Origin of the sequence: Pseudomonas sp. HMSC063H08 (assembly GCF_001813645.1) — a bacterium.
Taxonomy (GTDB): Bacteria; Pseudomonadota; Gammaproteobacteria; order Pseudomonadales; family Pseudomonadaceae; genus Pseudomonas; species Pseudomonas aeruginosa.
Genome location: NZ_KV813365.1, coordinates 39,618 through 63,212, shown reverse-complemented (window position 1 = coordinate 63,212; position 23,595 = coordinate 39,618). Strand labels below are relative to the sequence as shown.

General features: G+C 63.8%; 34 protein-coding genes and 1 tRNA gene. 12 read left to right on the top strand and 23 right to left on the bottom strand.

All coding sequences use genetic code 11. From position 1 onward, the window contains the following. Nucleotides 1–573: 573 nt before the first annotated feature. The 10 genes from HMPREF2924_RS05485 to HMPREF2924_RS05440 all read right to left on the bottom strand — a co-directional run bounded on the left by HMPREF2924_RS05485 (nucleotide 574) and on the right by HMPREF2924_RS05440 (nucleotide 9,132). Nucleotides 574–650 (bottom strand) — tRNA-Pro (locus HMPREF2924_RS05485). Between the two features lie 89 nt (nucleotides 651–739). Further along, nucleotides 740–1,096 carry a MerR family transcriptional regulator gene (locus HMPREF2924_RS05480; protein WP_003090655.1) on the bottom strand — a complete coding sequence of 119 codons (357 nt, stop codon included), beginning with the start codon at nucleotides 1,094–1,096 and terminating at the stop codon, nucleotides 740–742. Continuing rightward, nucleotides 1,077–1,379 carry an integration host factor subunit alpha gene (gene ihfA, locus HMPREF2924_RS05475; RefSeq protein ID WP_003090661.1) on the bottom strand — a complete coding sequence of 101 codons (303 nt, stop codon included), beginning with the start codon at nucleotides 1,377–1,379 and terminating at the stop codon, nucleotides 1,077–1,079. The genes HMPREF2924_RS05480 and ihfA overlap by 20 nt, the downstream gene beginning before the upstream one ends. A gap of 3 nt (nucleotides 1,380–1,382) precedes the next feature. After that, the gene (pheT, locus tag HMPREF2924_RS05470; RefSeq protein ID WP_003131010.1) at nucleotides 1,383–3,761 is read right to left on the bottom strand and encodes a phenylalanine--tRNA ligase subunit beta; all 2,379 of its coding nucleotides are present in this window, start codon (nucleotides 3,759–3,761) and stop codon (nucleotides 1,383–1,385) included. A gap of 34 nt (nucleotides 3,762–3,795) precedes the next feature. After that, complete coding sequence (gene pheS / locus HMPREF2924_RS05465) at nucleotides 3,796–4,812, bottom strand: phenylalanine--tRNA ligase subunit alpha (RefSeq protein ID WP_003131009.1); 1,017 nt, start codon at nucleotides 4,810–4,812, stop codon at nucleotides 3,796–3,798. 97 nt (nucleotides 4,813–4,909) lie between these two features. After that, on the bottom strand, nucleotides 4,910–5,266 hold the full coding sequence (gene rplT / locus HMPREF2924_RS05460; protein WP_003099086.1) for a 50S ribosomal protein L20: 357 nt from the start codon (nucleotides 5,264–5,266) through the stop codon (nucleotides 4,910–4,912). Between the two features lie 23 nt (nucleotides 5,267–5,289). Then, nucleotides 5,290–5,484, bottom strand: coding sequence for a 50S ribosomal protein L35 (gene rpmI / locus HMPREF2924_RS05455; RefSeq protein ID WP_003090673.1), 195 nt, complete (start codon nucleotides 5,482–5,484; stop codon nucleotides 5,290–5,292). A gap of 61 nt (nucleotides 5,485–5,545) precedes the next feature. Then, on the bottom strand, nucleotides 5,546–6,097 hold the full coding sequence (gene infC, locus HMPREF2924_RS05450; protein ID WP_003119938.1) for a translation initiation factor IF-3: 552 nt from the start codon (nucleotides 6,095–6,097) through the stop codon (nucleotides 5,546–5,548). Beyond that, the gene (gene thrS / locus HMPREF2924_RS05445) at nucleotides 6,097–8,019 is read right to left on the bottom strand and encodes a threonine--tRNA ligase (protein ID WP_003090677.1); all 1,923 of its coding nucleotides are present in this window, start codon (nucleotides 8,017–8,019) and stop codon (nucleotides 6,097–6,099) included. The genes infC and thrS overlap by 1 nt, the downstream gene beginning before the upstream one ends. A gap of 249 nt (nucleotides 8,020–8,268) precedes the next feature. After that, nucleotides 8,269–9,132, bottom strand: coding sequence for an alpha/beta fold hydrolase (locus tag HMPREF2924_RS05440; RefSeq protein WP_003131008.1), 864 nt, complete (start codon nucleotides 9,130–9,132; stop codon nucleotides 8,269–8,271). 191 nt (nucleotides 9,133–9,323) lie between these two features. Here HMPREF2924_RS05440 and HMPREF2924_RS05435 point away from each other — a divergent pair, with 191 nt between their 5' ends. Next, nucleotides 9,324–9,650 carry a hypothetical protein gene (locus HMPREF2924_RS05435; protein WP_003090681.1) on the top strand — a complete coding sequence of 109 codons (327 nt, stop codon included), beginning with the start codon at nucleotides 9,324–9,326 and terminating at the stop codon, nucleotides 9,648–9,650. Nucleotides 9,651–9,734: 84 nt separating this feature from the next. After that, a complete protein-coding gene (locus tag HMPREF2924_RS05430) occupies nucleotides 9,735–9,911 on the top strand; it encodes a hypothetical protein (protein ID WP_003099098.1) in 177 nt (58 codons plus the stop codon). A gap of 326 nt (nucleotides 9,912–10,237) precedes the next feature. Here the strand turns inward: HMPREF2924_RS05430 and HMPREF2924_RS05425 are convergent, their stop codons facing one another. From HMPREF2924_RS05425 to HMPREF2924_RS05410, 4 genes are all read right to left on the bottom strand, one after another. Next, complete coding sequence (locus HMPREF2924_RS05425) at nucleotides 10,238–10,525, bottom strand: DUF3509 domain-containing protein (protein ID WP_003090684.1); 288 nt, start codon at nucleotides 10,523–10,525, stop codon at nucleotides 10,238–10,240. Between the two features lie 198 nt (nucleotides 10,526–10,723). Then, complete coding sequence (locus HMPREF2924_RS05420) at nucleotides 10,724–10,957, bottom strand: hypothetical protein (RefSeq protein ID WP_023094654.1); 234 nt, start codon at nucleotides 10,955–10,957, stop codon at nucleotides 10,724–10,726. Nucleotides 10,958–11,010: 53 nt separating this feature from the next. Then, nucleotides 11,011–11,793: a type I methionyl aminopeptidase gene (gene map, locus HMPREF2924_RS05415; RefSeq protein WP_003131007.1), complete on the bottom strand. Its 783-nt coding sequence runs from the start codon at nucleotides 11,791–11,793 to the stop codon at nucleotides 11,011–11,013. After that, nucleotides 11,790–12,011, bottom strand: a complete 222-nt coding sequence (locus tag HMPREF2924_RS05410) for a ParD-like family protein (protein WP_003114412.1) — start codon at nucleotides 12,009–12,011, stop codon at nucleotides 11,790–11,792. Before HMPREF2924_RS05410 ends, map begins: the two co-directional genes overlap by 4 nt. A gap of 157 nt (nucleotides 12,012–12,168) precedes the next feature. Here HMPREF2924_RS05410 and HMPREF2924_RS05405 point away from each other — a divergent pair, with 157 nt between their 5' ends. Both HMPREF2924_RS05405 and HMPREF2924_RS05400 read left to right on the top strand, forming a co-directional pair. Next, a complete protein-coding gene (locus HMPREF2924_RS05405; protein WP_003099106.1) occupies nucleotides 12,169–12,882 on the top strand; it encodes an endonuclease in 714 nt (237 codons plus the stop codon). A gap of 18 nt (nucleotides 12,883–12,900) precedes the next feature. Further along, a complete protein-coding gene (locus HMPREF2924_RS05400; RefSeq protein ID WP_003090794.1) occupies nucleotides 12,901–13,419 on the top strand; it encodes a thermonuclease family protein in 519 nt (172 codons plus the stop codon). Here HMPREF2924_RS05400 and HMPREF2924_RS05395 read toward each other — a convergent pair. Continuing rightward, entirely contained in the window at nucleotides 13,394–13,624 is a 231-nt protein-coding gene (locus tag HMPREF2924_RS05395) for a hypothetical protein (RefSeq protein WP_003090795.1), read from the bottom strand. The two genes, HMPREF2924_RS05400 and HMPREF2924_RS05395, sit on opposite strands and share 26 nt — an antisense overlap. 65 nt (nucleotides 13,625–13,689) lie before the next feature. Then, nucleotides 13,690–13,923 carry a DUF3509 domain-containing protein gene (locus tag HMPREF2924_RS05390; protein ID WP_003090796.1) on the bottom strand — a complete coding sequence of 78 codons (234 nt, stop codon included), beginning with the start codon at nucleotides 13,921–13,923 and terminating at the stop codon, nucleotides 13,690–13,692. Between the two features lie 222 nt (nucleotides 13,924–14,145). Between HMPREF2924_RS05390 and HMPREF2924_RS05385 the strand changes: the two genes are divergently transcribed. Then, nucleotides 14,146–15,045 (top strand): YihY/virulence factor BrkB family protein, encoded by a 900-nt coding sequence (locus HMPREF2924_RS05385; RefSeq protein WP_003090797.1) that lies wholly within the window; start codon nucleotides 14,146–14,148, stop codon nucleotides 15,043–15,045. Here HMPREF2924_RS05385 and HMPREF2924_RS05380 read toward each other — a convergent pair. Both HMPREF2924_RS05380 and HMPREF2924_RS05375 read right to left on the bottom strand, forming a co-directional pair. Beyond that, nucleotides 15,035–15,352 carry a hypothetical protein gene (locus tag HMPREF2924_RS05380; protein ID WP_023094653.1) on the bottom strand — a complete coding sequence of 106 codons (318 nt, stop codon included), beginning with the start codon at nucleotides 15,350–15,352 and terminating at the stop codon, nucleotides 15,035–15,037. The two genes, HMPREF2924_RS05385 and HMPREF2924_RS05380, sit on opposite strands and share 11 nt — an antisense overlap. Nucleotides 15,353–15,504: 152 nt before the next feature. Beyond that, entirely contained in the window at nucleotides 15,505–15,948 is a 444-nt protein-coding gene (locus HMPREF2924_RS05375; protein WP_003131004.1) for a YqaA family protein, read from the bottom strand. Nucleotides 15,949–16,083: 135 nt separating this feature from the next. Between HMPREF2924_RS05375 and HMPREF2924_RS05370 the strand changes: the two genes are divergently transcribed. Continuing rightward, nucleotides 16,084–16,458 carry a DUF5064 family protein gene (locus HMPREF2924_RS05370; protein WP_003090800.1) on the top strand — a complete coding sequence of 125 codons (375 nt, stop codon included), beginning with the start codon at nucleotides 16,084–16,086 and terminating at the stop codon, nucleotides 16,456–16,458. Between the two features lie 110 nt (nucleotides 16,459–16,568). Continuing rightward, complete coding sequence (locus HMPREF2924_RS05365) at nucleotides 16,569–16,898, top strand: ElaB/YgaM/YqjD family protein (RefSeq protein ID WP_003090802.1); 330 nt, start codon at nucleotides 16,569–16,571, stop codon at nucleotides 16,896–16,898. A gap of 65 nt (nucleotides 16,899–16,963) precedes the next feature. Here the strand turns inward: HMPREF2924_RS05365 and HMPREF2924_RS05360 are convergent, their stop codons facing one another. Next, complete coding sequence (locus HMPREF2924_RS05360; RefSeq protein WP_003090804.1) at nucleotides 16,964–17,161, bottom strand: hypothetical protein; 198 nt, start codon at nucleotides 17,159–17,161, stop codon at nucleotides 16,964–16,966. Nucleotides 17,162–17,339: 178 nt separating this feature from the next. On the opposite strand from HMPREF2924_RS05360, the gene HMPREF2924_RS05355 reads away from it, so the two are divergent. Together HMPREF2924_RS05355 and eco are read left to right on the top strand one after the other, a co-directional pair. After that, nucleotides 17,340–17,570 carry a DUF2789 domain-containing protein gene (locus HMPREF2924_RS05355; protein ID WP_003090806.1) on the top strand — a complete coding sequence of 77 codons (231 nt, stop codon included), beginning with the start codon at nucleotides 17,340–17,342 and terminating at the stop codon, nucleotides 17,568–17,570. A 348-nt stretch (nucleotides 17,571–17,918) separates the two neighbouring features. After that, complete coding sequence (eco, locus tag HMPREF2924_RS05350; RefSeq protein WP_003090808.1) at nucleotides 17,919–18,389, top strand: serine protease inhibitor ecotin; 471 nt, start codon at nucleotides 17,919–17,921, stop codon at nucleotides 18,387–18,389. 51 nt (nucleotides 18,390–18,440) lie between these two features. Here eco and HMPREF2924_RS05345 read toward each other — a convergent pair whose 3' ends face one another. Both HMPREF2924_RS05345 and HMPREF2924_RS05340 read right to left on the bottom strand, forming a co-directional pair. Continuing rightward, complete coding sequence (locus tag HMPREF2924_RS05345) at nucleotides 18,441–18,827, bottom strand: hypothetical protein (protein WP_003160516.1); 387 nt, start codon at nucleotides 18,825–18,827, stop codon at nucleotides 18,441–18,443. 186 nt (nucleotides 18,828–19,013) lie between these two features. Beyond that, nucleotides 19,014–19,457, bottom strand: a complete 444-nt coding sequence (locus tag HMPREF2924_RS05340; protein ID WP_003090812.1) for a PACE efflux transporter — start codon at nucleotides 19,455–19,457, stop codon at nucleotides 19,014–19,016. Between the two features lie 102 nt (nucleotides 19,458–19,559). Between HMPREF2924_RS05340 and HMPREF2924_RS05335 the strand changes: the two genes are divergently transcribed. Then, nucleotides 19,560–20,447 carry a LysR family transcriptional regulator gene (locus HMPREF2924_RS05335; protein ID WP_003131002.1) on the top strand — a complete coding sequence of 296 codons (888 nt, stop codon included), beginning with the start codon at nucleotides 19,560–19,562 and terminating at the stop codon, nucleotides 20,445–20,447. A 210-nt stretch (nucleotides 20,448–20,657) separates the two neighbouring features. On the opposite strand, the gene HMPREF2924_RS05330 is transcribed toward HMPREF2924_RS05335, so the two are convergent. Continuing rightward, nucleotides 20,658–20,972, bottom strand: coding sequence for a hypothetical protein (locus HMPREF2924_RS05330; protein ID WP_003090814.1), 315 nt, complete (start codon nucleotides 20,970–20,972; stop codon nucleotides 20,658–20,660). A 364-nt stretch (nucleotides 20,973–21,336) separates the two neighbouring features. Here HMPREF2924_RS05330 and HMPREF2924_RS05325 point away from each other — a divergent pair, with 364 nt between their 5' ends. Beyond that, the gene (locus tag HMPREF2924_RS05325; protein ID WP_003099122.1) at nucleotides 21,337–22,614 is read left to right on the top strand and encodes an OprD family porin; all 1,278 of its coding nucleotides are present in this window, start codon (nucleotides 21,337–21,339) and stop codon (nucleotides 22,612–22,614) included. A 156-nt stretch (nucleotides 22,615–22,770) separates the two neighbouring features. Next, nucleotides 22,771–23,142 (top strand): hypothetical protein, encoded by a 372-nt coding sequence (locus tag HMPREF2924_RS05320; RefSeq protein WP_009313944.1) that lies wholly within the window; start codon nucleotides 22,771–22,773, stop codon nucleotides 23,140–23,142. A 42-nt stretch (nucleotides 23,143–23,184) separates the two neighbouring features. On the opposite strand, the gene HMPREF2924_RS05315 is transcribed toward HMPREF2924_RS05320, so the two are convergent. Beyond that, nucleotides 23,185–23,529 (bottom strand): cupin domain-containing protein, encoded by a 345-nt coding sequence (locus HMPREF2924_RS05315; RefSeq protein ID WP_003090818.1) that lies wholly within the window; start codon nucleotides 23,527–23,529, stop codon nucleotides 23,185–23,187. Nucleotides 23,530–23,595 lie beyond the last annotated feature (66 nt).

Sequence of the window (23,595 nt, the reverse complement as noted above, 5' to 3'; positions counted from 1 at the left end):
AACCCACTGTCCGGGATGGGTTGACCACTACACGCCTGGGAGTGGCTGAGTAAAAACCTCTCGAACCAGGTGTTCCCTAACGCGCGCCCAGAAAGCCATCAACGTCTGCTACAAGCCCTCGACACCTTTAGGTGGAGCACCATTGAGAGGGCCCATTGCATCGCGACGGTCAGGCGGCTTTGGCGACAGAAAATCCGTCGCAAGGACGCTAAAGGGAAGAAGCAGTACAACTTCATCCTGAGTGACAAGGCGATCAAGCGGCTGGATAGATTCTGCAAAGATCACGAGATTTCTAGAGCCCGCGTCCTGGAAATCCTTCTTCAAATGGAGGATGAAAAGGATCTGTATCTGAAGGAACAAATTCGCGTGCTTCGGGGATAAAGCTCTAGTCACTCGCTCAAATGGCTGGAAGACCCAGGGACTACTCGACTCAAGGAACACCGCAAAATAGCCTGCAAACCGGCAAGATTTTCCGGTGGGGCAAAAAGTGGGGCAAAATTCGGAAGCGCTACAAAAGCAGCAGATATAAAAAAATCCAGTCACTGCTAAGTGACTGGATTTTCTAGGGATTTTTGGTCGGGACGGAGTGATTCGAACACTCGACCCCTTGCACCCCATGCAAGTGCGCTACCAGGCTGCGCTACGCCCCGACTGTACTTCCGAGCTCAGTGGCTGTGCTTCCGAAGTGAGCCGCACTATATACTAAGCTTCTGATAAGTGGAAGTTTTTTTTGCTTCCGTCACTTCTTCAGGACCAGTAGGACTTCCTCCAGCTCGGCGATCATCTGGCGGATGAGCTGCTTGTACTGGGTGACGTCGTCCTTGGCCTCGTCGCCGGAGAGGCGCTGGCGCGCCCCGCCGATGGTGAAGCCCTGGTCGTAGAGGAGCGCGCGGATCTGGCGGATCATCAGCACGTCCTGGCGCTGATAATAGCGGCGGTTTCCGCGGCGCTTCACCGGGTTGAGCTGCGGGAATTCCTGCTCCCAGTAGCGCAGCACGTGGGGCTTGACCGCGCACAAGTCGCTGACTTCGCCGATGGTGAAGTAGCGCTTGCCGGGAATCGGTGGCAGCTCGTCGTTATGACTTGGTTCCAGCATATGCCTCAACCCTGGCCTTCAGTTTCTGCCCTGGACGAAAGGTGACAACGCGGCGGGCCGTGATCGGGATTTCTTCGCCGGTCTTCGGGTTGCGTCCGGGGCGCTGGCGCTTGTCGCGCAGGTCGAAGTTGCCGAAACCGGACAACTTGACCTGCTCGTTATGCTCCAGCGCCTGGCGGATCTCTTCGAAGAACAACTCCACCAACTCCTTGGCTTCCCGTTTGTTCAGGCCCAGCTCTTCGTACAGACGTTCCGCAATTTCAGCTTTCGTCAGAGCCCCCATACGCTATTTCCTTAACGTGGCATTGAACCTTTCTTCCAACGACGTGACGATGTTCTGCGTCGTGCTATTGACTTCATCGTCATTAAGAGTGCGCGATGGATGCTGCCAGGTCAAGCCGACGGCAAGGCTTTTTCTATGCGGATCAATGCCTTTACCGTGATACACATCAAACAGCCTGAGGTCCGTCAGCCATTCGCCGGCCGCCGCACGGATTTGTGTCAGGATGTCTTGTGCCGGCACGTCCTGGTCCACCAGCAGCGCCAGGTCGCGGCGCACTTCGGGGAAGCGCGACAGCTCGCGGAACTTCGGCAGGTGGCCGTCGACTACTTCGGCCAGCAGCAGCTCGAAGAGGAACACCGGCTGCTCGAGGTCGAGCTTCTTCGCCAGTTCCGGATGCAGCGCGCCCAGGTAGCCGACCAGCCGCCCGTCCCGCTCGATGCGCGCGGTCTGCCCCGGGTGCAGCGCCGGGTGCTCGCCGGGCACGAAGCTGAAGTCGCCGAGGGCACCGGCACTGGCCAGCACTGCCTCGACATCGGCCTTGGCGTCGAAGAAGTCCACGCCGTCACGACCATTGGCCCAGCCTTCCGGCAGGCGCTTGCCGCAGATGGCGCCGGCGAGCATGGCTTCCTGCTTCAGGCCTTCCAGTTGACCGACGAAGCGCAGGCCGCTTTCGAACAGGCGGACCCGCGACTGCTGGCGGTTGAGGTTGTGCTGCAGCGCCTTGACCAGGCCCGGCCAGAGGCTGGAACGCATCGCCGCCATGTCGGCGGAGATCGGGTTGGCCAGGGTCAGCGGCTGGGTGCCCGGATCGAACAGTTCGAACAGGGCCGGATCGATGAAGCTGAAGGTGATCGCTTCCTGGTAGCCGCGGGCGACCAGCAGGCGACGCAGCAGCGGCAGCGCGGCGCGCGCTTCCGGCTTGTTGTTCGGCGCCAGGCGCGCCTGCGGGTAGCGCACCGGCAGGCGGTTGTAGCCGTAGAGACGGGCCAGCTCCTCGATCAGGTCGACTTCCAGGGAAATGTCGAAGCGATGGCTCGGTACGCCGACCGACCACTGCCCTTCCCCATCGGCCACCACAGTCAGCTCCAGGGCTTGCAGCAGGCGCACGATCTCGGTGGCGTCCAGCGGCATGCCGAGCATCTGGGTCACGCGCTCGGCACGCAGGGTGATCGGCGCGACCTTCGGCAGGTGCGCTTCGCTGACCTGCTCGACGATCGGCCCCGGCTCGCCGCCGACGATGTCGAGGATCAGGCGCGTCGCACGCTCCATGGCCTTGCGCGCCAACTGGCTGTCGACGCCGCGCTCGAAGCGATGCGAGGAGTCGGTGTGCAGGCCATAGGAGCGGGCCTTGCCGGCCAGGGCGATGGTGTCGAAGAACGCGGCTTCGAGGAACAGGTCGCGGGTGCTGTCGCTGACGCCGCTGTGCTCGCCGCCCATCACCCCGGCGATGGCCAGGGCGCGCTGGTGGTCGGCGATCACCAGGGTGTCGGCGCGCAGGGTGATTTCCTGGCCGTCGAGCAGGACCAGCTTCTCGCCGTCCTCGGCCATGCGCACGCGCACGCCGCCGTTGATCTCGGCAAGGTCGAAGGCATGCATCGGCTGGCCCAGTTCGATCATCACGTAGTTGGTGACGTCGACCACCGGATCGATACTGCGAATGTCGGAACGGCGCAGGCGCTCGACCATCCACAACGGGGTCGGCCGGCTCAGGTCGACGTTGCGGATCACCCGGCCGAGGTAGCGCGGGCAGGCAGCCGGCGCGGCGAGCTCGACCGGACGGGTCTCGTCGTGCTGCGCGGCGACCGCGTCCACCGCCACCGGCGCCAGCGGGACGTCGTAGATGGCGCTGACTTCGCGGGCCAGGCCGGCGAGCGACAGGCAGTCACCGCGGTTCGGGGTCAGGCCGACCTCGATGGTGTAGTCGTCCAGCTCCAGGTAGGTGCGGACGTCCTGGCCGACCGGCGCGTCGGCCGGCAGCTCGAGCAGACCGGCGTTCTCTTCGCTGATCTGCAATTCCTTGGCCGAGCAGAGCATGCCGAAGGACTCGACGCCGCGCAGCTTGGCTTTCTTGATCTTGAAGTCGCCCGGCAGTTCGGCGCCGATCATGGCGAACGGAATCTTCAGGCCCGCGCGCACGTTGGGCGCACCGCAGACGACCTGGAAGGTCTCGCTGCCGTTGCTGACCTGGCAGACGCGCAGCTTGTCGGCGTCCGGATGCTGTTCGGTCGAGAGCACCTCGCCGACCACCACGCCGCTGAAGGCGCCGGCGACCGGCAGGTCGGCGTCGACCTCGAGGCCGACCATGGACAGGCGAGCGACCAGCTCGTCATGGGAAACCTGCGGATTTGCCCAGCTCCGCAGCCACTTTTCACTGAATTTCATCCTGTTCTCCTAAGGAATCCGGTTGCGTTCTGGCCTAGCGGAATTGTCCGAGGAAGCGCAGATCGTTATCGAAGAACAGACGCAGGTCGTTCACCCCGTAGCGCAGCATGGCCAGGCGCTCGGCGCCCATGCCGAAGGCGAAGCCCTGGAATTTCTCGGGATCGATGTTGGACATGCGCAGCACGTTCGGGTGCACCATGCCGCACCCCATGACTTCCAGCCAGCCGGTCTGCTTGCACACGCGGCAGCCTTTGCCGCTGCAGATCACGCACTGGATGTCCACTTCGGCCGACGGCTCGGTGAAGGGGAAGAAGGACGGACGGAAGCGCACTTCGAGCTGCTTCTCGAAGAAGGCGCGGAGGAATTCCTCGATGGTGCCCTTGAGGTCGGCGAAGCTGACGCCCTCGTCCACCAATAGGCCTTCCACCTGGTGGAACATCGGCGAGTGGGTCAGGTCGGAGTCGCAGCGGTAGACGCGCCCCGGGCAGACAATGCGGATCGGCGGCTGCTGGGACTCCATGGTCCGCACCTGCACCGGTGAGGTGTGGGTACGCAGCAGCATGTTCGCATTGAAATAGAAAGTATCGTGCATGGCACGCGCCGGGTGGTGGCCCGGAATATTGAGCGCTTCGAAGTTGTGGTAGTCGTCTTCGACTTCCGGGCCTTCGGCGACTTCGTAGCCGATGCGGCTGAAGCACTGCTCGATGCGCTCCAGCGTGCGGGTGACCGGATGCAGGCCGCCGCTCAGTTGGCCACGACCGGGTAGGGTGACATCGATGCGCTCCGCGGCCAGCCGGGCGGCCAGCGCGGCCCCTTCCAGCTCGGTCTTACGCGCGTTCAGCGCATCCTGGACCTTTTCCTTGGCCACGTTGATCAGCGCGCCAACCTTCGGCCGCTCTTCGGCCGGCAGGTCGCCCAGGGTCTTCATCACCTGGGTCAGTTCGCCTTTCTTGCCGAGGTAGTGAACCCGGATCTGCTCCAGGGCATTGACGTCTTCGGTGTGTCGCACAGCCTCCAATGCTTGAGAGACCAGCGCATCCAGGTTTTCCATGTATGGACTCCAGATACAAAATAGGGGAAGAGCGGTAAGGCTCTTCCCCTATCGGTGACGTTACGTCCGGACCGAAGTCCGGTGATTGTCGTAGGGCTTAAGCCAAGCTTGCCTTCGCTTTCTCGACAATCGCGGTAAACGCCGCTTTTTCGTTCACTGCCAGATCGGCCAGGACCTTACGGTCGATCTCGATGGCCGCCTTTTTCAGGCCGGCGATCAGACGGCTGTAGGACAGACCGTTCTGACGAGCACCAGCGTTGATACGGGCGATCCACAGTGCGCGGAACTGACGCTTGCGCTGACGACGGTCACGGTAGGCGTATTGGCCAGCCTTGATCACCGCCTGCTTGGCAACGCGGAACACGCGCGAGCGTGCACCGTAGTAGCCCTTGGCGAGCTTCAGAATTTTCTTGTGACGACGACGGGCGATAACGCCACGCTTAACACGAGCCATGAATTAATCCTCTACCTTAATAATCAGCGCAGACGCAGGGAGCGTTCTACGCGCGCAACGTCAGACTTGTTCAGCATCGAGGTGCCGCGCAGTTGACGCTTACGCTTGGTAGTCATCTTGGTCAGGATGTGGCTCTTGAAGGCGTGCTTGTGCTTGAGGCCACCAGCAGTCTTCTTGAAGCGCTTGGCCGCGCCACTTTTGGTCTTCATCTTTGGCATGTTCGGATACTCCGCATTGAGTGATTACGCATAACCGCAAGGCCTGCCAGTGCCCTGGTGGTTACTTTTTCTTCTTGGGAGCGATGACCATCATCAGCTGGCGTCCTTCCAGCTTAGGATGCTGCTCGACGGTGCCGTACTCCACGAGGTCGGCTTCGACCCGCTTCAACAGCTCCATCCCCAGCTCCTGGTGAGCCATCTCACGGCCGCGGAATCGCAGGGATACCTTGGCCTTGTCCCCTTCACTAAGGAAACGTACCAGGTTGCGTAGTTTTACCTGGTAATCCCCTTCTTCCGTCCCTGGACGAAACTTGATTTCTTTGACCTGCGCCTGCTTCTGGTTCTTCTTGGCGACCGCAGCCTGCTTCTTCTTCTCGAACAGGTGCTTGCCGTAGTCCATGATGCGGCAGACAGGAGGCACCGCGTCGGCCGAAATCTCAACCAGGTCCAGCTTCGCCTCTTCGGCTAGGCGGATCGCCTCATCGATCGAAACAACACCAACCTGCTGGCCATCAGCTCCAATCAACCGTACCTCACGAGCCGAGATGTTCTCGTTGATCGGGGGTTTCGGTTGAGCTCGCTTATCCTGTCTCATTTCACGCTTAATAATGATTACTCCGAGTCTTGGCGACCACGCCGGGAAACCGCCTGTGCCAACAGCTCAGCGAACTGGGTGACGGGCATGGAGCCCAGGTCTTCCCCTTCGCGCGTACGCACCGCGACGGCCTTCGATTCAACTTCCCGATCTCCAATAACCAAGAGATAGGGAACCTTGAGCAAAGTATGCTCGCGGATTTTAAAGCCGATCTTCTCGTTTCTCAAGTCGGACTTGGCACGGAATCCGCTTTCCCCGAGGATCCGCACCACCTCGGCGGCGAAATCGGCCTGCTTGTCGGTGATGTTCATCACCACTGCCTGGGTCGGCGCCAGCCAGGCCGGGAAGGCTCCGGCGTAGTGCTCGATGAGCATGCCGATGAAGCGCTCGAAGGACCCGAGGATCGCACGGTGCAGCATCACCGGGCGCTTGCGGTTGTTGTCCTCGGCGATGTAGCTGGCGTCCAGGCGCTCCGGCAGGTTCGGGTCGTACTGCAGGGTGCCGCACTGCCAGTTACGACCGAGGCAGTCCTTCAGGGTGAACTCGATCTTCGGCCCGTAGAACGCGCCCTCGCCCGGCTGGTATTCCCAGGCCAGGCCGGATTCGTTCAGCGCATCGGCCAGCGCGCCTTCGGCGCGATCCCACAGCTCGTCGGAACCGACGCGCTTGGCCGGACGGGTCGACAGCTTCATGGCGATGTCGGTGAAACCGAAGTCGCGGTAGACCTGCAGGGTCAGCTTGATGAAATCGGCCGCTTCCTTCTTCACCTGTTCTTCGGTGCAGAAGATATGCGCGTCGTCCTGGGTGAAGCCGCGCACGCGCATGATCCCGTGCAGCGCGCCGGAGGGCTCGTTGCGGTGGCAGGCGCCGAACTCGGCGAGGCGCAGCGGCAGGTCGCGATAGGACTTCAGGCCCTGGTTGAAGATCTGCACGTGGCACGGGCAGTTCATCGGCTTGACCGCGTAGTCGCGGCTTTCCGAGGAGGTGGTGAACATGTTCTCGGCGTAGTTCGACCAGTGGCCCGAACGCTCCCAGAGGATGCGGTCGACCACCTGCGGGGTACGTACTTCGACGTAGCCATGGTCGCGCTGGACCTTACGCATGTACTGCTCAAGCACCTGGTAGACGCTCCAGCCATTCGGGTGCCAGAACACCATGCCCGGCGCCTCTTCCTGCAGGTGGAACAGGTCGAGCTGCTTGCCGATGCGGCGATGGTCGCGCTTCTCGGCCTCTTCGATGCGCTGGATGTAGGCCGCCAGTTGCTTCTTGTCGGCCCAGGCGGTGCCGTAGATACGTTGCAGCTGCTCGTTCTTCGAGTCGCCGCGCCAGTAGGCGCCGGAAATCTTGGTCAGCTGGAACGCCTTGAGGAAGCGGGTGTTCGGCACGTGCGGGCCGCGGCACATGTCCACGTACTCCTCATGGAAGTACAGGCCCATGGCCTTCTCGTCCGGCATGTCGTCGATCAGGCGCAGCTTGTAGTCTTCGCCACGGGACTTGAACAGCTCGATGACCTCGGCGCGCGGGGTCATCTTCTTGATCACGTCGTAGTCCTTGTCGATCAGCTCGCGCATGCGTTGCTGGATCGCCGCCATGTCCTCGGGGGTGAAGGGGCGCTCGAAGAAGATGTCGTAGTAGAAGCCTTCCTCGATCACCGGGCCGATGACCATCTTCGCGGTCGGATAGAGCTGCTTGACCGCATGGCCGACCAGGTGGGCGCAGGAGTGGCGGATGATCTCCAGTCCTTCCTCGTCCTTGGGCGTGATGATCTGCAGGGTCGCGTCGCGATCGATGGTGTCGCAGGCGTCGACCAGGCGGCCGTCGACCTTGCCGGCGAGGGTCGCCTTGGCCAGGCCCGCGCCGATGGATTGGGCCACCTCGGCCACGGAGACCGGGTGATCGAAGGAACGTTGACTGCCGTCGGGAAGAGTAATGATGGGCATGGCGCCTCCTCTCCTAGTGGTGACCCCTACCAAAGGCCACGTGGGTTGGGATGTGCCAGTAAGCGTCGCCCGCCGGGCCGGCCTGCCTCACAGTGGCAGGCGCCTTGCGGCACCCCTGCGCCGAAGCGCGCGGACGGAGATCACTGGGAATGGATACTGACGAAAAACGCCGGAGCTGATCCGGCGCGAAGCGCCCATGGTAAAGCATCCGCGGCGAGCTGACGAGCGGTCAGTTCACCCGGCCTCGCTTCAGGACGTTTCCGCCTCCGGCGCAACGCCATCGACGCGCGCCAGGAACTCCAGTACCGACCGGTTGAAAGCCGCCGGACGGGTGGCATTGAGGCCATGGGACGCGCCCTGGATGCGTTGTAGCTCGGCGCGCGGCAGGGCCGCCGTCAGCGCCTCGGCGGTGGCCGGGAATGGCAGCGGGCTGCGTTCGCCATTGAGGATCAGGCTCGGCAGGTCGATCGAGCGCAGTTCCGACAGCGCCAGCGCCGGCGGCTGGTCGGCCACCTGCCCGACCAGGGTCATGGCGTTGTCCAGGGTCATTCGGCGGAACGTCGCCGACGAGCGTTTCCATACCCCGGCGCCGCTCACCGTATCGACGAACAGTTCCAGTCCCCGTTCCGCCTCGCCGCCACGGATCAATTCGAGCGCCTGGCGCCGGAACTGGTTGCGTTCCAATGGCTCCTCGGGGGCAGGCAGGCAGGCGTGAGCGTAGACCTCGGCGGCATAGTCGCCGCCGGGATCGGCCAGGCTCAGCGAACGCAGGGCGTCCGGAGCGGCCAGCGCCAGGCGCAACGCCAGGTTGCCGCCACGGGAATGGCCGAGCAGGTGTACCGACTCGCCGAGCCGCTCGACCAGCGCCAGCAGGTCGGCGACGTGGCGGGCGCTGGTGAAGTCCGCACCCTGCCCGTCCCAGCGCTCGGGGTAGTAGTGACGTAGGCTCGGCACGATCAGCCGGTGGCGCTCGCCAAGGCTGCGCAACTGCCATTGCCAGTAGCGGTAGTCGCAGAGCGAACCGTGGACCAGTAGCACCGGCGTGCCCTCACCCAGGTCCTGATAGACCAGTTGATACCCATCCACCTCGAACGAGGCGAGTTCGCCACTCATGCACGCAACCCTTTCGGTTTCTTTTTCGACTCAGCGCGACGAACGGTGAGCGGGCCCGCAGCCCGATGCACGGCATCGCCTGGAAAAGATGGATGTTAGCGGCCTGAGGTCACGCCCCGTAATGACAAATAGGTCTAGGGCCGTCTCGCCCGCTGGGCTAGGCTGGAAGTTCCCCTGCGGAGGTGACGCCGATGAATACGCCGATCTTCTACGAGCTATTCCGCAACCACCCGCTGCATGCCCCGTCCGCCCGGACCCTGGCGAGCATGCTGGCCCTCGGCCTGGCGCTGGCCGGGGTATGGGCCCTGCTGCTGGGCTGGGGCATCGGCCTGGGCATCGACAACTTCGCCATGTACTTCGGCTGGACCGCCCTGCTCATGACCATCCTCCTGGTCGCGCTGTTCCTCGGCGCCACGCTGTTGCGCATGGAGGCCATCTGGCTGGCTTTCCTGCTAGCCCTGCCCCTGCTGACCAGCCTGACCGGCTGCCTGGCCCTGGTCGGCGCCGGCCCCGAGTGACCGCGTTTCAGACCATGGTCGAAGACCGATTGCAGTAATTCCCCTTCCCGCAGGGTCTATCCTTGGGTAAGAGGAGGACGAACCATGACTCCCGAATCCTTCGTCACATTGCTGATCGTCGCCTGGCTGGGCCTCGCCGGCGTCACCCTGTGGGCCTTCCTGCGCGTGCCACGTCGGCGCGCACGCCTGCAACGCAAGGCACGGCAAGCCGAAAACCGGCATCCCGCGCGACCGCCACAGCCTCTTCCACAACGCAGCTGAAGCCGCCACGCCGACCGGTCACGGCAGGAAGGCGTGCTGGGAAACCCCCAGCAACAGATAGGCTGCCAGCACGGTGAACGCGAGAAAACCCACGACGTAACGCAGCATCCCGACTCCTGTCAGTCATTTCATCCCTGATGCTGACCCGAACGACCTTGCATCGTTCTGCGCCAGCCCGCCGAAGCGCCGAACGGGCAGGCCAGCCCTGGCCTTCCCTTCCGACACGAGCGGGGGCCGGTCGATCCTCGCCCAGCCCCCTCGAAGCTTCACTCTAGCACTCTCGCCCGCCCTGCCGGAGGCCTCCGCCAGGATTCCGGACGAACCGTTCAGCCCGCCATGTAGCTCGGCAGGCCGCGCTCCTGCAAACGACGCAGGGTGCCGACTACATCCACCGGCAGGCTCCCCGCCTCCAGGGCCAGGTCGCGGCGCACGGCGTTGATGAACCAGTACATGCGCTTCTCGTCGGCCAACTGAGCGGCGGACACCACGCGACGGGTCACGATCTCTTCGCCGTTGCGCAGGGTCAGCAGGGCGCCGCCGTCCGGACGCATCTGGGTGGATACGGCAAAGGTGGCCTGGAAGGCATCGAACAGCATCTTGATGGACTTTTCCATGATCGTTTATCCCCTCTTGCATGAAAACCGACCGCGAACTTCAGCGCAGCCGCAACACGGGGAAAGGTGGCAGCTTTCATGCCAGCCACATGGAAAATTAAAAGCATTTAAAATCAATAAGTTGTGAAAATACTCAGCGAAGCGGCCCGTGCAAACTGCAAGATCGTGCGAAATGCACCATGCGATTTGCCAGCAGGCTCAGTCGGAAAACAGCGGCCGGCCCCGCGCATCGAAGCCGCGCACCCGGTACAGCGCCGCTTCCGCCAGCGACAGCGCGGCCGCCGCACTCTCGCATGGCGGCTGGCCCGGCAGCACCAGCCATTCGGTGCGTCCGTCGTCGATGCTGGTTATCTCGATCTCGGCCAGATAGCCGCTGTCCTCGCGCAACCAGGTGGCGCGCAGTTCGAACTCGCCAAAACGCCTGCCGGACACCCGCCAGCCTCCCTTCGGAAAAGTCGTCGCAGTGTAACCAGGCCGGGCGTCGATCAGCCAGCCAGGTCGGCCAGCGCCTCGCGCTCCTCGTCGCGCAGGGTCAGGACCCGGCAACCCCGCTCGGTGACCAGCACGGTGTGCTCGTACTGGGCCGACAGACGGCGGTCGCGGGTGGTCACGGTCCAGCCGTCCTTGTGCAGCTTCACCGCGTGGCCGCCCTGGTTGATCATCGGTTCGATGGTGAAGGTCATCCCGGCCTTCAGCCGCGCACCCGCGCCAGCGCGACCGAAGTGCAGGACCTGCGGCGCCTCGTGCATCTTGCGGCCGATGCCATGCCCGCAGTATTCGCGGACCACCGAATAACCGTTGGCTTCGGCGTGACTCTGGATGGCATGCCCGATATCGCCGAGGGTGGCGTCCGGGCGCACCACGCGGATCGCCCGGTACAGGCATTCGCGGGTGACGTCGAGCAGCTTCTGCGCCTTGCGGTCGATGGCGCCGACCCGGTACATCTTGCTGCTGTCGCCGAAATAGCCGTCCTTGATCACCGTGACGTCGACGTTGACGATATCGCCGTCGCGGAGGAACTGCTGTGCTGACGGCCAGCCATGACAGACCACCTCGTTGACCGAGGTGTTCACCGTGAACGGATAGCCGTACTGCCCCTTGCTGCCGGGAATCGCCGCGAGGGTGTCGACGATGTAGCGCTCGCAGAAGCGGTCGATCTCTGCCGTGCTGATGCCTGGCCGCACCACCTCGTCGAGGGCTTCGAGGACTTTCGCGGTGAGCGCGCCGGCCACGCTCATGCGCTGGATTTCCTCCGCGCTCTTGATCATCCCGAGATCCTCGCCGCGCCCTGCTCGCGGCGGTCGCTTTCGCGCGCTTCGTCCATCAATTGGCGTAGCACCTGCGCATAGGTCAGGCCGGGATTGGCTTCGATCAGCATGCCGATGCGCATCCAGTGCTCGGCCTGGGCATTGATCGAGCGCGACATGGCCTTGCAGGCGATGCGCGCCTCTTCGTGCAATTGCTCGGAAATCTTCACCAGGCCCACACTACACCTCGACTACAAAACATATACGGAACGCATACTAACCATCGCATGGACGCGGCGCAAACGGGAAGGTCCGCCCCTCGCCTGGCCATGGACTGGCCACGATTGGCATCTCCTGCAAAATCAGTAACATGCGGATTTTTTTGGAAGTTGCCGCATGCTTTCCCGTTTGTTTGTAGGCCTTTTCGCCCTCCTCCTCGCCAGCGCCGGCCAGGCCAACGCCCCGCGCACGTTCTCCGAAGCGAAGAAAATCGGCTGGAAGCTCTACGCCCGGCAATCCGTGGAGTTCTACTGCGGCTGTCGCTACTCGGGAAATCGTGTCGACCTCGCCAGTTGCGGCTACAAGCCGAGGAAGAACGCCAACCGCGCGCGGCGCATCGAGTGGGAACACATCGTTCCGGCCTGGGTGATCGGTCACCAGCGACGCTGCTGGCAGAACGGCGGGCGGAGCAACTGCGCGAGGCACGACAGCACCTACCAGCGCGCCGAGGCCGACCTGCACAACCTGGTGCCGAGCATCGGCGAGGTCAACGGCGACCGCAGCAACTTCGGCTTCGGCTGGCTGCCGCAGAAACCCCAGCAATACGGCGCCTGCCCGATGGTGGTGGACTTCAAGGCGCGCAAGGCGATGCCACGCCCGCAGATTCGCGGGATGATCGCCCGCACCTACTTCTACATGAGCGACCGCTACGGCCTGCGCCTGTCGAAGCAGGATCGCCAGCTCTACAACGCCTGGCACAAGCAGTACCCGCCACAGACCTGGGAGCGCCAGCGCAACCACATGGTCGGCTGCGTGATGGGCTGGGGCAATCCCTATGTCGGCCCGGTGGACCTGGCAACCTGCAGCAACCTATCCTCGCGTCGACGCTGACCTCCGCCGGAGTAGCCCATGATCTTCCGCACCCTCGCCCTGCTGCCGCTCTGCGCCGCCCTGGCGTTCGCCGCCGACGCCGGGGAGCGCCGCTTCGACTGCACGGTGGTGGCGATACACGACGACGCCAGCCTGGGCTGCCGCCTGCCCGGCGCGAACAAGGCACTGCGCATCCAGCTCAACGCCGTCGAGCTACCGGCCGCCGAGCCCTGGCGTCGGCGCGCCCGGGAAGCCCTGAAAGACATGCTGCTCGGCAAATCGGCGACCATCCGCGAGCAAGGCCGCGACGCGCGCTTCCGCATCCTCGGCGCGGCCTGGGTCACCCCGGCCGACTGCCCCACCTGCGGACATACCCTGGATGCCGGGCTGGCCCTGCTGACCATTGGCCTGGCCAGTTGGCGCGACGCGCCGGACAGCGGCCAGACGGCCGAGGCGCGCGGCCAGTACCGGTTCGCCGAGGAAGAAGCGCGGGCGCGCAAGGCTGGCCAGTGGGGTCCGCGCGACGCCGCTCCTACAGATGGATCTCCGCGAACTTGATGCCCAGCCCGCGCAGCTCCTTGACCGCGTCGTCGAGCCGGCGGAACGACATCACCTCGTCGCTCTCGTCGACCAGGAAATAACTGCGCCCGCCGTCCTTCTTGAAGAACACGATCCATTCCCTGGCCAGGGTGGGATTGGCGATGATGTGGGTCGCCGAGATCTTCCCTGCCGCCTGCCTGTCCCGAACCTTCTCGCGCTTCATTGCCTTCCCGTCAGCTGTGTGGAAAGGCGGAATTATCGCATCATCGGTTCCCGCGGCGAAAAAACTCAGCGTGCCGCCATCGCCATTTCCATGCCCGGCACGGCCAGTTCCCGGCGGATGCTGCGGATCAGCCATTCGGTCTCCGGCGGCGCGCTGAGCTGCGGCGAGGGTATGGTGCGAGCCACGTAGCGGCCGTCGGCGGCCTGCAACTGCAACAACAGCGCGCCGTCGTGGCGGCTCTTGCTGGACAACTGGAACTCGGGAAAGGCAGCGGCGATTTTCTTCAGGTCGACAGACATGGTGCGCTCCATTTCTGAGAAGTTGGACGGAGGCCCGCCGCGCGGCGGGCAGGCGCAGTCTGGCTAACGGATGCGACCGAATGATGACGCCGGCGACGAACCAATTCGCCCGCCGTGGCGTCCCAGAAAGGACGCGACGAATTTCACCCAACGGAAAATGCCTGGCGGCAAGCGGCCATCGGTGGTCGATCGTCATCGGCACGCACACAGCAAGGAGATGGAATGTTCCGTACGGCTTATCGGGAAATAGGCCTGTTCGGCCTGGTCAAGCGCACAGTGAATGAGTTCCTCGAGGACGACATGCCGACCTACGCCTCGGCCCTCGCCTATCAGATGCTGTTCTCGCTGTTTCCGTTCCTGCTGGTGCTGATCACCCTCGTAGGCTACCTGCACCTACCGGAGTTCTTCGCCTGGCTGCGCGAGCAGGCGGCGTTGCTGCTGCCGCCCGAGGCGATGGATCAGGTCAACCCGGTGATCGACCAGTTGCAGCAGCAGAAAGGCGGCCTGCTGTCGATCGGTATCGCGGTGGCGCTGTGGACCTCCTCGGCGGGCATCCGCTCGATGATGATCGCGCTCAACGCCGCCTACGACGTGAAGGAGAGCCGCCCGGTATGGAAGCGCTTCTCCCTGTCGATCCTCTACACCCTCGGCATCGCCCTGTTGTTGCTGGTGGCGGCCGGCCTGATGGTCACCGGGCCGCAGGTGATCGCCTGGATCGCCGGCCTGGTCGGTCTGGAACAGTACCTGGTGACGCTCTGGACCTGGCTGCGCTGGCCTCTTGCGGTGTTCCTGCTGATGCTCGCGGTGGCGCTGTTCTACTACCTGGTGCCGGATGTCGAGCAGCGTTTCCGCTTCATCACTCCCGGCTCGGTGCTCTCGGTGATCGCCTGGATCGCCGCGTCCCTCGCCTACGGCTTCTACGTGAAGAACTTCGCCAACTACAACGCCATGTACGGCAGCATCGGGGCGATCATCATCCTCCTGCTGTACTTCTACCTGTCGGCGGCAGTGGTGCTGTTCGGCGCCGAGCTGAACGCGGTGATCGAGCACCATTCGGAAGACGGCAAGGATCCTGGCGAGCGCGAACTTCCGGACAACGACGACCCCGAACTCAAGGCTTGAGCAGGGCGTCGGCCTCGCTGACGCTGGCCTTGCCGGTGGCGCGCCGGTACAGACACAGCTCGCGGCCCTGGCGGCCCTGCATGTGCGGCTGCGGATCGCGGCCCTGCAGGAGCAGCGCCGAATAGCCCACCTCATCGTCGAAGGGCAGTACCTGCCCCACCGCGCGTACCTGGCGCAAGCCGCTGGCTTTCAGGCAGGCGGCACGCACCATGGCGTCGTGCGCCTGCCACGCCTCGGCCGTGGAAGCCCAGGCCGGCGCCGAACCGAGCAGCAGGCAGACCAGCGATCCCGCAACCACCCTCGTCATTGCGCACCTCGCGTCGCCGGAAACAGGCAAAAGAGAAGCCCCCGGGACCACAGCGGCAACTAAAGGCCCCGGGGGCGATGAGGCGGCAGTTACACCTCGCAGCAATGGACATTGCCCCGCGAAAAATAGTTCTACGCTCGCCGACGAAGCGCTCAGCCGGCCCAGCCCAGCACCAGCGCAGCCAGGGCCAGGTAGCGGAGCGTCTTGGCCAGGCCGACGATCAGCAGGAAACTCCAGCAGGGCTCACGCATGATGCCGGCCACCAGCGTCAGCGGATCGCCGATGACCGGCACCCAACTGAGCAGCAGGGTCCAGCGGCCGTAGCGGCGATAGTGTCGCTGCGCCCTGAGCAACTGCGCCTCGCCCACGGGAAACCAGCGGCGACCGCGGAAATGCTCGAGGTAGCGACCCAGCCACCAGTTGACCCAGGAACCCAGTACATTGCCGACGATGGCCAACGCCAGCAGCCACGCGACCGACTGGCCGCCGCGCAGCAGCAAGGCGGCCAGCACGGTTTCCGACTGCAACGGCAGCAGGGTCGCCGAACCGAACGCCGAGAGGAACAGCCCGGCGTACGCGGCCCAGTCAGTCAACACCCGAACGCTCCCAGCGCCATTCGCATCCCCACTCCAATCCGGAAAAAACTGACCTGGGACAGCCGTCCCGAGGCCGGCGAAGCATACCCTGGCAGGCAAGGGCATTTCCCCGGTTATCCGAAAAGGAGGCAGGCCATGTTCATTCCCGGCCATCTGCATCTCGCCTCGGCCAGCGAAGTCGACCGCCAGGCATTCGATATCCACCTGCGCTACCGGGTCCTGGAGGCCGAGGCCCGCCCGGTGGCCGTACACTTCGACATGGAGGGCCGGATCGACGGCCAGCCTTTCAGCGAAAGCTTCGAACTGCCGCGCGACGCCGCCGTGCATTTCGCCAGCCGTGCCAGTCGCCTGGCCCGGCGCCACGGCCTGCGCTTGCGGCAGGGACCGATCGTGCGCCAGCGCCGCGAGTACGACGCTATGTTCGACGACCTGCGCCGACGCCTGAAACTCAAGAGCGGCGAAGCGATCGACCTCGACCGCTACCTGCGCGGCGAGGCCGGGGCATCCTGAAACGGCTCTCCCGCATGCTACGGAAGCCCCCGACGCAGGCCATGCCGTGCAACTTTCAGCGAAGCGGGCGACTCCATACCTAGGTAACCATCCTCGTCAAGGAGACCGACATGACTCTGAAAACCCGCTCCGCTCGCGCCAAGCAGGCTATCCAGGACCAGGCCATGGCCGAACTGCAGGACCTGATCGCCGAGGTGGACCAGTTGATGAGCGGCACCGGCAGCCTGGCCGGCAAGGAGGGCGCGAACCTGCGTGAACAGATCAATTCCGTGCTGCATCGTGGTCGCGACGCCATCGAGCGCACCCGCCGCGGCGTGGTGCAACGCAGCCAGGCGGCCGCCGAAGCGACCGAGGAATACGTCGAGGACCACCCCTGGCAGACCATCGCCGTCTCGGCCGGCGCCGGCTTCCTCCTCGGCTTGCTGGTGGGCCGCCGCTAGGGCGTTTCCGCAGGCAACAGAAAGCCCACGCTCGGCGGGCTTTTCGGCAAGGCAAGGGCCTTGGCTCAGGCGGAGATCGCCGCCTCCAGCGGCCAACTCAGTTCCCAGGTTCCCTTCAAGGCTTCCGCCTCGTCACGGCTGGTGAAGGGGCCGGCCCACATGGCGCCGTCCACCATCAGGATCCAACAGGCCAGCAATCCCTTGCTGCGCAGCGATTCGGGAACGGACGTCCCCACCAGCACGGCGACTTCGATTCTGGACATAGGCTGACTCCGGTTATCATTAGCTTGCTAATAATAAGCGCCCGCCCCTTCGCCATGAAGCACGCCGCGCACAACAGTCTTTTTCATCTGCGACAAAATTACCCACCCCCGGCTCCCACGGCGGCCCTGCCGTCCCGCCGGCTATAGTGGAAAAACAGCGAATCCAGGAGGAACCGTCATGGACACCAGCCCGCACACCTTTTCCAACCTGTTCCGCCAGTTGGGGCTCCCCGCTGGGCGGGACGACATCGTCGCCTTTCTCGCCCGGCACCACCTCGAGGAGGGCACGGCGCTGCCCGATGCGCCATTCTGGAACCCTGCCCAGGCCAGCTTCCTGCGCGAGGCCCTGGCCGAGGACTCCGACTGGGCCGAACAGGTCGATGAACTGGCCTTGCAACTGACTCGCTGAAAAAAACGCAAACTGATGCGCTGACGGCTCTATCGTGCGGAACTTGCTATGAGTTGGCGGGGAATTTCAAGTCACCGGCATCGATAGCCACTATCAGCCCAAAGCATTTTTCCCCAGCGGAGCGGCGTGAGATCGTAGCGGCGTCGGGAGAACCCCAAGTCCCCGACGCTCCTTTGAAGACCATCGCCCTCCCCCCGCAGATGGTCTTTTTTTTTGCCCGCGATTCGGCCGTGCCCCGACCGGCTGGCCCAGGACATGGAACATTCCGTTACGTCCCCACTGAACTTTTCACCCGTGCCTCGGTGTCTTACCCTGCTCGCGTTACCACGTAAGGAGAACCTCAAGGACATGAAAGCACTACTGATCGCCGCCGGCGTTGCCGCTCTTTCCAGCACCGCCATGGCCGCCAAACTGGATGAAAAGGTTCCCTACCCGAAGGCAGATGCCGGCTTCACCCGCCAGGTCATCCACCTGCCGAAACAGGACGCGGAAGACGCATTCAAGGTCGAGATCATCGCCGGCAAGACCCTCGAGGCCGACTGCAACCAGCAGCGCCTGGGCGGCGAGCTGGAAGAACACACCCTGGAAGGCTGGGGCTACTCCTACTACCGCCTGGACAAGGTCAGCGGGCCGATGAGCACGATGATGGCCTGCCCCGGCCAGAAGAAGGAGCAGCGCTTCATCCCGGTGGTCGGCGAAGGCTTCCTGCTGCGCTACAACAGCAAGCTGCCGATCGTGGTCTATGCGCCGAAGGACGTGGAGGTCCGCTATCGGATCTGGTCAGCGTCCGAAAAGGTCGAGAAAGCGGTCAGCGAATAAACGCCGCGCATGAAAAAGCCGCCCACGGGCGGCTTTTTCGTTGCGCCGGCGTCAGCCCGGCACCAGGCCGATGTTCAGGCCGGAGTCCACGGTAATCCGGTAATGCGTGGTCTGCCCGTTCTGCACATGCACCACCTGCTTGGGCGCCTCGCCGCGGCAGATCCCATCGCCCTGCACGGATACCACCCGCAGCCCCGCCGGAAGACGGAAACGCGCGCTCTCGCCGGCCTGGATCTCAGCGGCCAGGCGGCTATCGATGATCAAGCGGGTATTGCAGACGCTGCCGAGGAACTCGCGGTCCCGGGAAACCACCAGGAAGGCGTCGCCGTCGTCACGGAACTGGTAGTTGTACAAACGCTCCTTCGGTACCTGGTCCGTCTCGTCGAGCGAGGGCGTCGATGTCGAACAACCCGCCAGCAAGACGGCCCCCAGTAGCATCCCCAAAATCCGCATAGTGACCCCAATCCGTTCATCGAAATGCCGCACCCCATCCTCGCCGGGGCAGACCTTCATGGCTTGCGGTCGTACTTCCTCCCTGAACCGGCACCACAGCGCACGTCCGTCTAAGGTAGGCGATTTGCCCCGGCCAAGGCGAGCGCGAATGGCGCTGAAGAAAAAAAATCCTCAGACGGAGGCCGCCTCGCCGGCCGGCAACGCGGAAGTCGGGAGGCCGAACAGGCGATCGAAGGCCCAGTTGAAGAGGAAGGTGTAGCACGGGATCAGGACGATCAGCGCCAGGTCCAGCCAGAACGCCTCCAGCAGGGAAATCCCCATCCACCAGGCGATCAGCGGGATCAGGTAGACCACCAGGGTCAGCTGGAAGCCGATGGCGTGCGCCACCCGCCGCGCAATGCTGCGTCCGCGCACGGCCTGGCGCCGCTCCCAGAACTCGAACAGGCAGTTGTAGATGAAGTTCCAGGTCACCGCGACGGTGGTGATCACCACCGCCAGGGGGCCGGTGGTAGTGGGCGTGGAACCGGCGAGCAGGGCCAGCCCCAGGGTCGAGATACTCATCCCGATCAATTCGTAGGCGGTCACGTAGACCAATTTGCGCTTGATGCCTTGCACGTGGACCTCTCGGGCGTGATAGCGGAAAGGCGGGCAAGGTTGGATCAATTTTCTTGACAGAAAAAGTCAGCAGCTTTCAGATCTGCTGATAGGAGAATTGCCATGAACTTTTCCAGCGATACCATCGAGCTGTTCCTCGCCGTCCTCGACCGCGGCTCCTTTTCCGGCGCCGCCCGTGCCTTGGGTCGAGTGCCTTCGGCGGTGAGCATGGGCATCGCCAACCTGGAGGCGGAGCTGGGTTTCGCCCTTTTCGAGCGAACCCACCGCGAAGCCCGTCCTACGGCGCTGGCCAGGGCCCTGGCACCGCAAGCGCGGATGATCGCCGAGCAGCTCGCCCAGTTGCAGGTGCATGCGCTGGAACTCTCCCAGGGATTGGAAAGCCGCCTGTCGCTCGGCGTGGTTGCGGACATCGACAGCGGGCGGCTGTTCGGCGCCCTCCGCACCCTTTCCGAGCGCTACCCGCTGCTCAATGTCGAGGTGCTCAGCGCGGCGCAGGACGATGCCCTCGCCCTGCTCCATGGCGGCCGCATCAGCCTGTGCTTCGGATTCGCCGGCATCAGCGTGAACCCGCAGGAGCGCTTCCAGTATGTCGGCGCGGAATCGCTGGTCGCGACCATCTCGCAGCGCCATCCCGCCCTGCAGAAGCCGGGGCAGGCGCTGTACCTGGAAGAGCTGGTGAACGTGCGGCAGATCCTGGTCGCCAGTTGCGACCTACCGTTGGCCGACACCCGTCCGCTGATTGCCGGCGCCTGCTGGCGCACCGACAGCCTGGGCACGGCGCTGGAAATGGTCGAGGCGGGGATCGGCTGGGGCAATTTCCCGTTGTCCCGGGTCGCGCCGCTGCTGGCAACGGGAAGGCTGGTACGCCTGGACTTCAGGAATACCAAGAACGAGCTGAAACTGCCTGTCCACGCTATCTGGCTGAAAAACCAGCCATTGCGCAAGGCCGCCCAGGAACTGGTTGGCATGCTGGCCACCCGTCCCGATTGAAGCGTTATGCAATGCACTTCACAGAAAAAACGAGACCCGTCACGCGAATCGCCGCACACGCCGGCTCCCCGGCCTCCAGTACTTGATCTCGATCAAGCGCAGCGCCGGCCATAGGCAGATGATCGTTCTGCGGCCATCCTCCGTTTGCGGCCGTAGAGCTCCGGACACTTCATGCTAGGGGGGCCGGAGCTCTTCCCTCTTCCTCGCGGCTCAGGAACAGGTCCTGGCCGCATCGATGAAGGCCCCGCGGGTGACCCAGGGCTGCTGGTCATGGATTCGCACCAGGCTGCCACCCCTCGCCGGCTGCACCTCCAGCCACTGCCCAGCGTCCGCCAGGCGATAGCCGCGGCCTTCCTCCACCAGCGCCACGCCCGGCGCCTGGCGTTGCCACTTGGGCAAGACGCACATCGCGTAATCGTAGGGAGCCTTGCTGGTGCTGGCGGCCAGCGCCGGGGCGTTCGAAGCGGGAGGCGAGGCACAGGCGGACAGGGCCAGGGCGGCGAATACAGCGATAAGAATCTTCATGTCACGTCCCTCGTTGTCGATCCGTTCACGATTCGACGGTATCACCGCCCAAAGCGAGAACTGCAGCGACTTCGCGGCATGGTACTTATCGATAAGGTTGATATTGCAGGCGCATGACGAAGCGATCCGGCAACGCCCGATTCAGAGCCGATGGAAGGGGCTTTCCTTGCACTTTGGTTATTAGCAAATGACTCGAAGCTTTCTTGGATCGAACAATGTTCTGGTATTGTTGCGCCGCCAACGGGAGAAACAAGAAACCAGAACCGCCACGCACGGTAAATGGGACAAATGACTCCCGTGCACTTCGAACCTTGCGCTTCCTTCAATTTCAGCGCACATCAAGCCAACAACCAGGAACAATAAGATGTTGAAGAAAAGGATTTGCCTGCTGGCACTGGGCATCGCGACTGCAAGCCAGGCGATGGCCAATGACCAAGAAGCAGCAAAGGGGTTTGTCGAGGACAGCCACCTCGATCTGTTCTTCCGCAATGGCTACATCAGCCGTGACTACAAACATGGCCGGCAGGACAAGGCCGAATGGGGCCAGGCCGCCACTGCCACCTTCACCTCCGGCTTCACCCAGGGGACGGTGGGCGTCGGTGTCGACGCGTTCGGCCTGTACGCGGTACGCCTGGACGGCGGCAAGGGTCGTAGCGGCGCCGCCGGTATCGACTTCTTCAAGCAGGGCGACAGCGGCTCCGCGGCGGACGATCTGTCCAAGGGCGGCGCGGCGGTGAAGTTCCGCATCTCCAACACCGTGCTCAAGTACGGCGACCAGATGCCCAGCCTGCCGGTGCTCAGCTACGACAACTCGCGCCTGCTCCCGGAAAGCTACAGCGGCACCCTGATCACCTCCAAGGAGATCGAGGGCCTGGAGCTGAACGCCGGTCGCTTCACCGCGGAATCCCGCAAGAGCGCCGAAGGGCGCGACAGCGGCGGCCTGAAGAGCATCAACGTGTTCGGCGGCAAGTACGCCTTCACCGATCACTTCAACGCCTCGCTGTACGCTTCCGACGTCGAGGACGTACTGAAGAAGCAGTACATCAACCTGAACTACACCATCCCGCTGCAGGCCGACCAGTCGCTGAACTTCGACTTCAACGGCTATCGCACCAAGCTGGACAGCGACTTCGCCGACCAGAACTTCAACGGTAACCGCGACAACAAGATCTGGAGCCTGGCGGCGTCCTACACCATCGACGCCCACACCTTCATGATCGCCCACCAGCGCAACACCGGCGACACCGGCTACAACTACGGCTGGTACCAGAACGCCGGCGGCATCGGCGACGGCGGCACCACCATCTGGCTGGCCAACTCCTACTGGTCGGACTTCAACGCCGAGGACGAGCGTTCCTGGCAGGTCAGCTACGCCCTGGACTTCGCCAAGTACGGCGTGCCCGGCCTGACCTACCGCGTAGCCTACGTGCGCGGCGACAACATCAAGACCGCCGAGACCAGCAACGGCAAGGAGCGCGAGATCTTCAACCAGGTCCAGTACGTGGTGCAGAGCGGTCCGGCCAAGGACCTCACCCTGCGTCTGCGCAGCTCGTTCCTGCGTGTCTCCAACGACGCCCGCTCGTACAACGACGACGGCAACGAAATCCGTGCCTTCGTCGAGTACCCGTTCAGCGTGTTCTGATCGAACCTGCGAGCGCGACGAGAACCCCGGGCCAGTCCCGGGGTTTTCTTTTTTGCGTTTCGTGCGCCAGTTCAACCTTATCGGGTAGAGCCGTACAGCTTCGGAAGGCCAGTGATAGCATTCGCTCTCGCTTGCCATTGCTTATCGATATCGACAATGCCGTTCCGGAAACACCTTCTGCTCCCCCTCCTCGGTCTTGCCCTGCTGCTCGGCGGTTGCGGCCCCAGTGTCAGTTACTCCTACATTCCGCCGACCAGCGATGCCGGCCTTCACTGCGTGAGCCAGTGCAATGCCGAGAAGCGCCAGTGCAAGACCCTCGCCAAGCTGCAGCAGCGCCAGGACGAGGCGCTCTACCAGGCGCAGAACACGGCCTACAACTACTGCATGCAGAACAGCGACAAGAAGAAGCGCAAGTCCTGCCCCTACCCGCAGCGCAACTTCGATTTCGGCGACGACTGCCAGGACGAGTACCGCAGTTGCTACCAGTCCTGCGGCGGCACCATCCGCCGCATCGTCCACCAGGACTGAGGCGCGACGCCCGGCAGGCATCCCGGACGTGCGGCAATACCGTCAGGCGAAGACGAAGTACTTGCGCACCGTCTCCACTACCTCCCAGGTACCACGCAGGCCCGGCTCGATGACGAACACGTCGCCCGCCCTCAGGTGCACCGGTTGCTCGCCTTCCGGGGTGATGATGCAGTAGCCGTCGAGGAAGTGGCAGAACTCCCAGCGTTCGTAGTTCACCTCCCACTTGCCCGGCGTGCAGATCCAGGTGCCCATCAGCTTGCTGCCGTCCGCCGAGGCGTATGCGTTGAGGTTGACGGTATGCGGATCGCCGTCGATCCGCTTCCACTTGGTGGCGTCCAGCACGGGTACGGGACAGGTATCGCGCAGTACGGTGATGAAATCTGACATGGTCGCTCCAGGAAGGCAGTGGATGAATGCCTCACCATAGGGCCACGCGCGGGGCGCCGGTTGTCT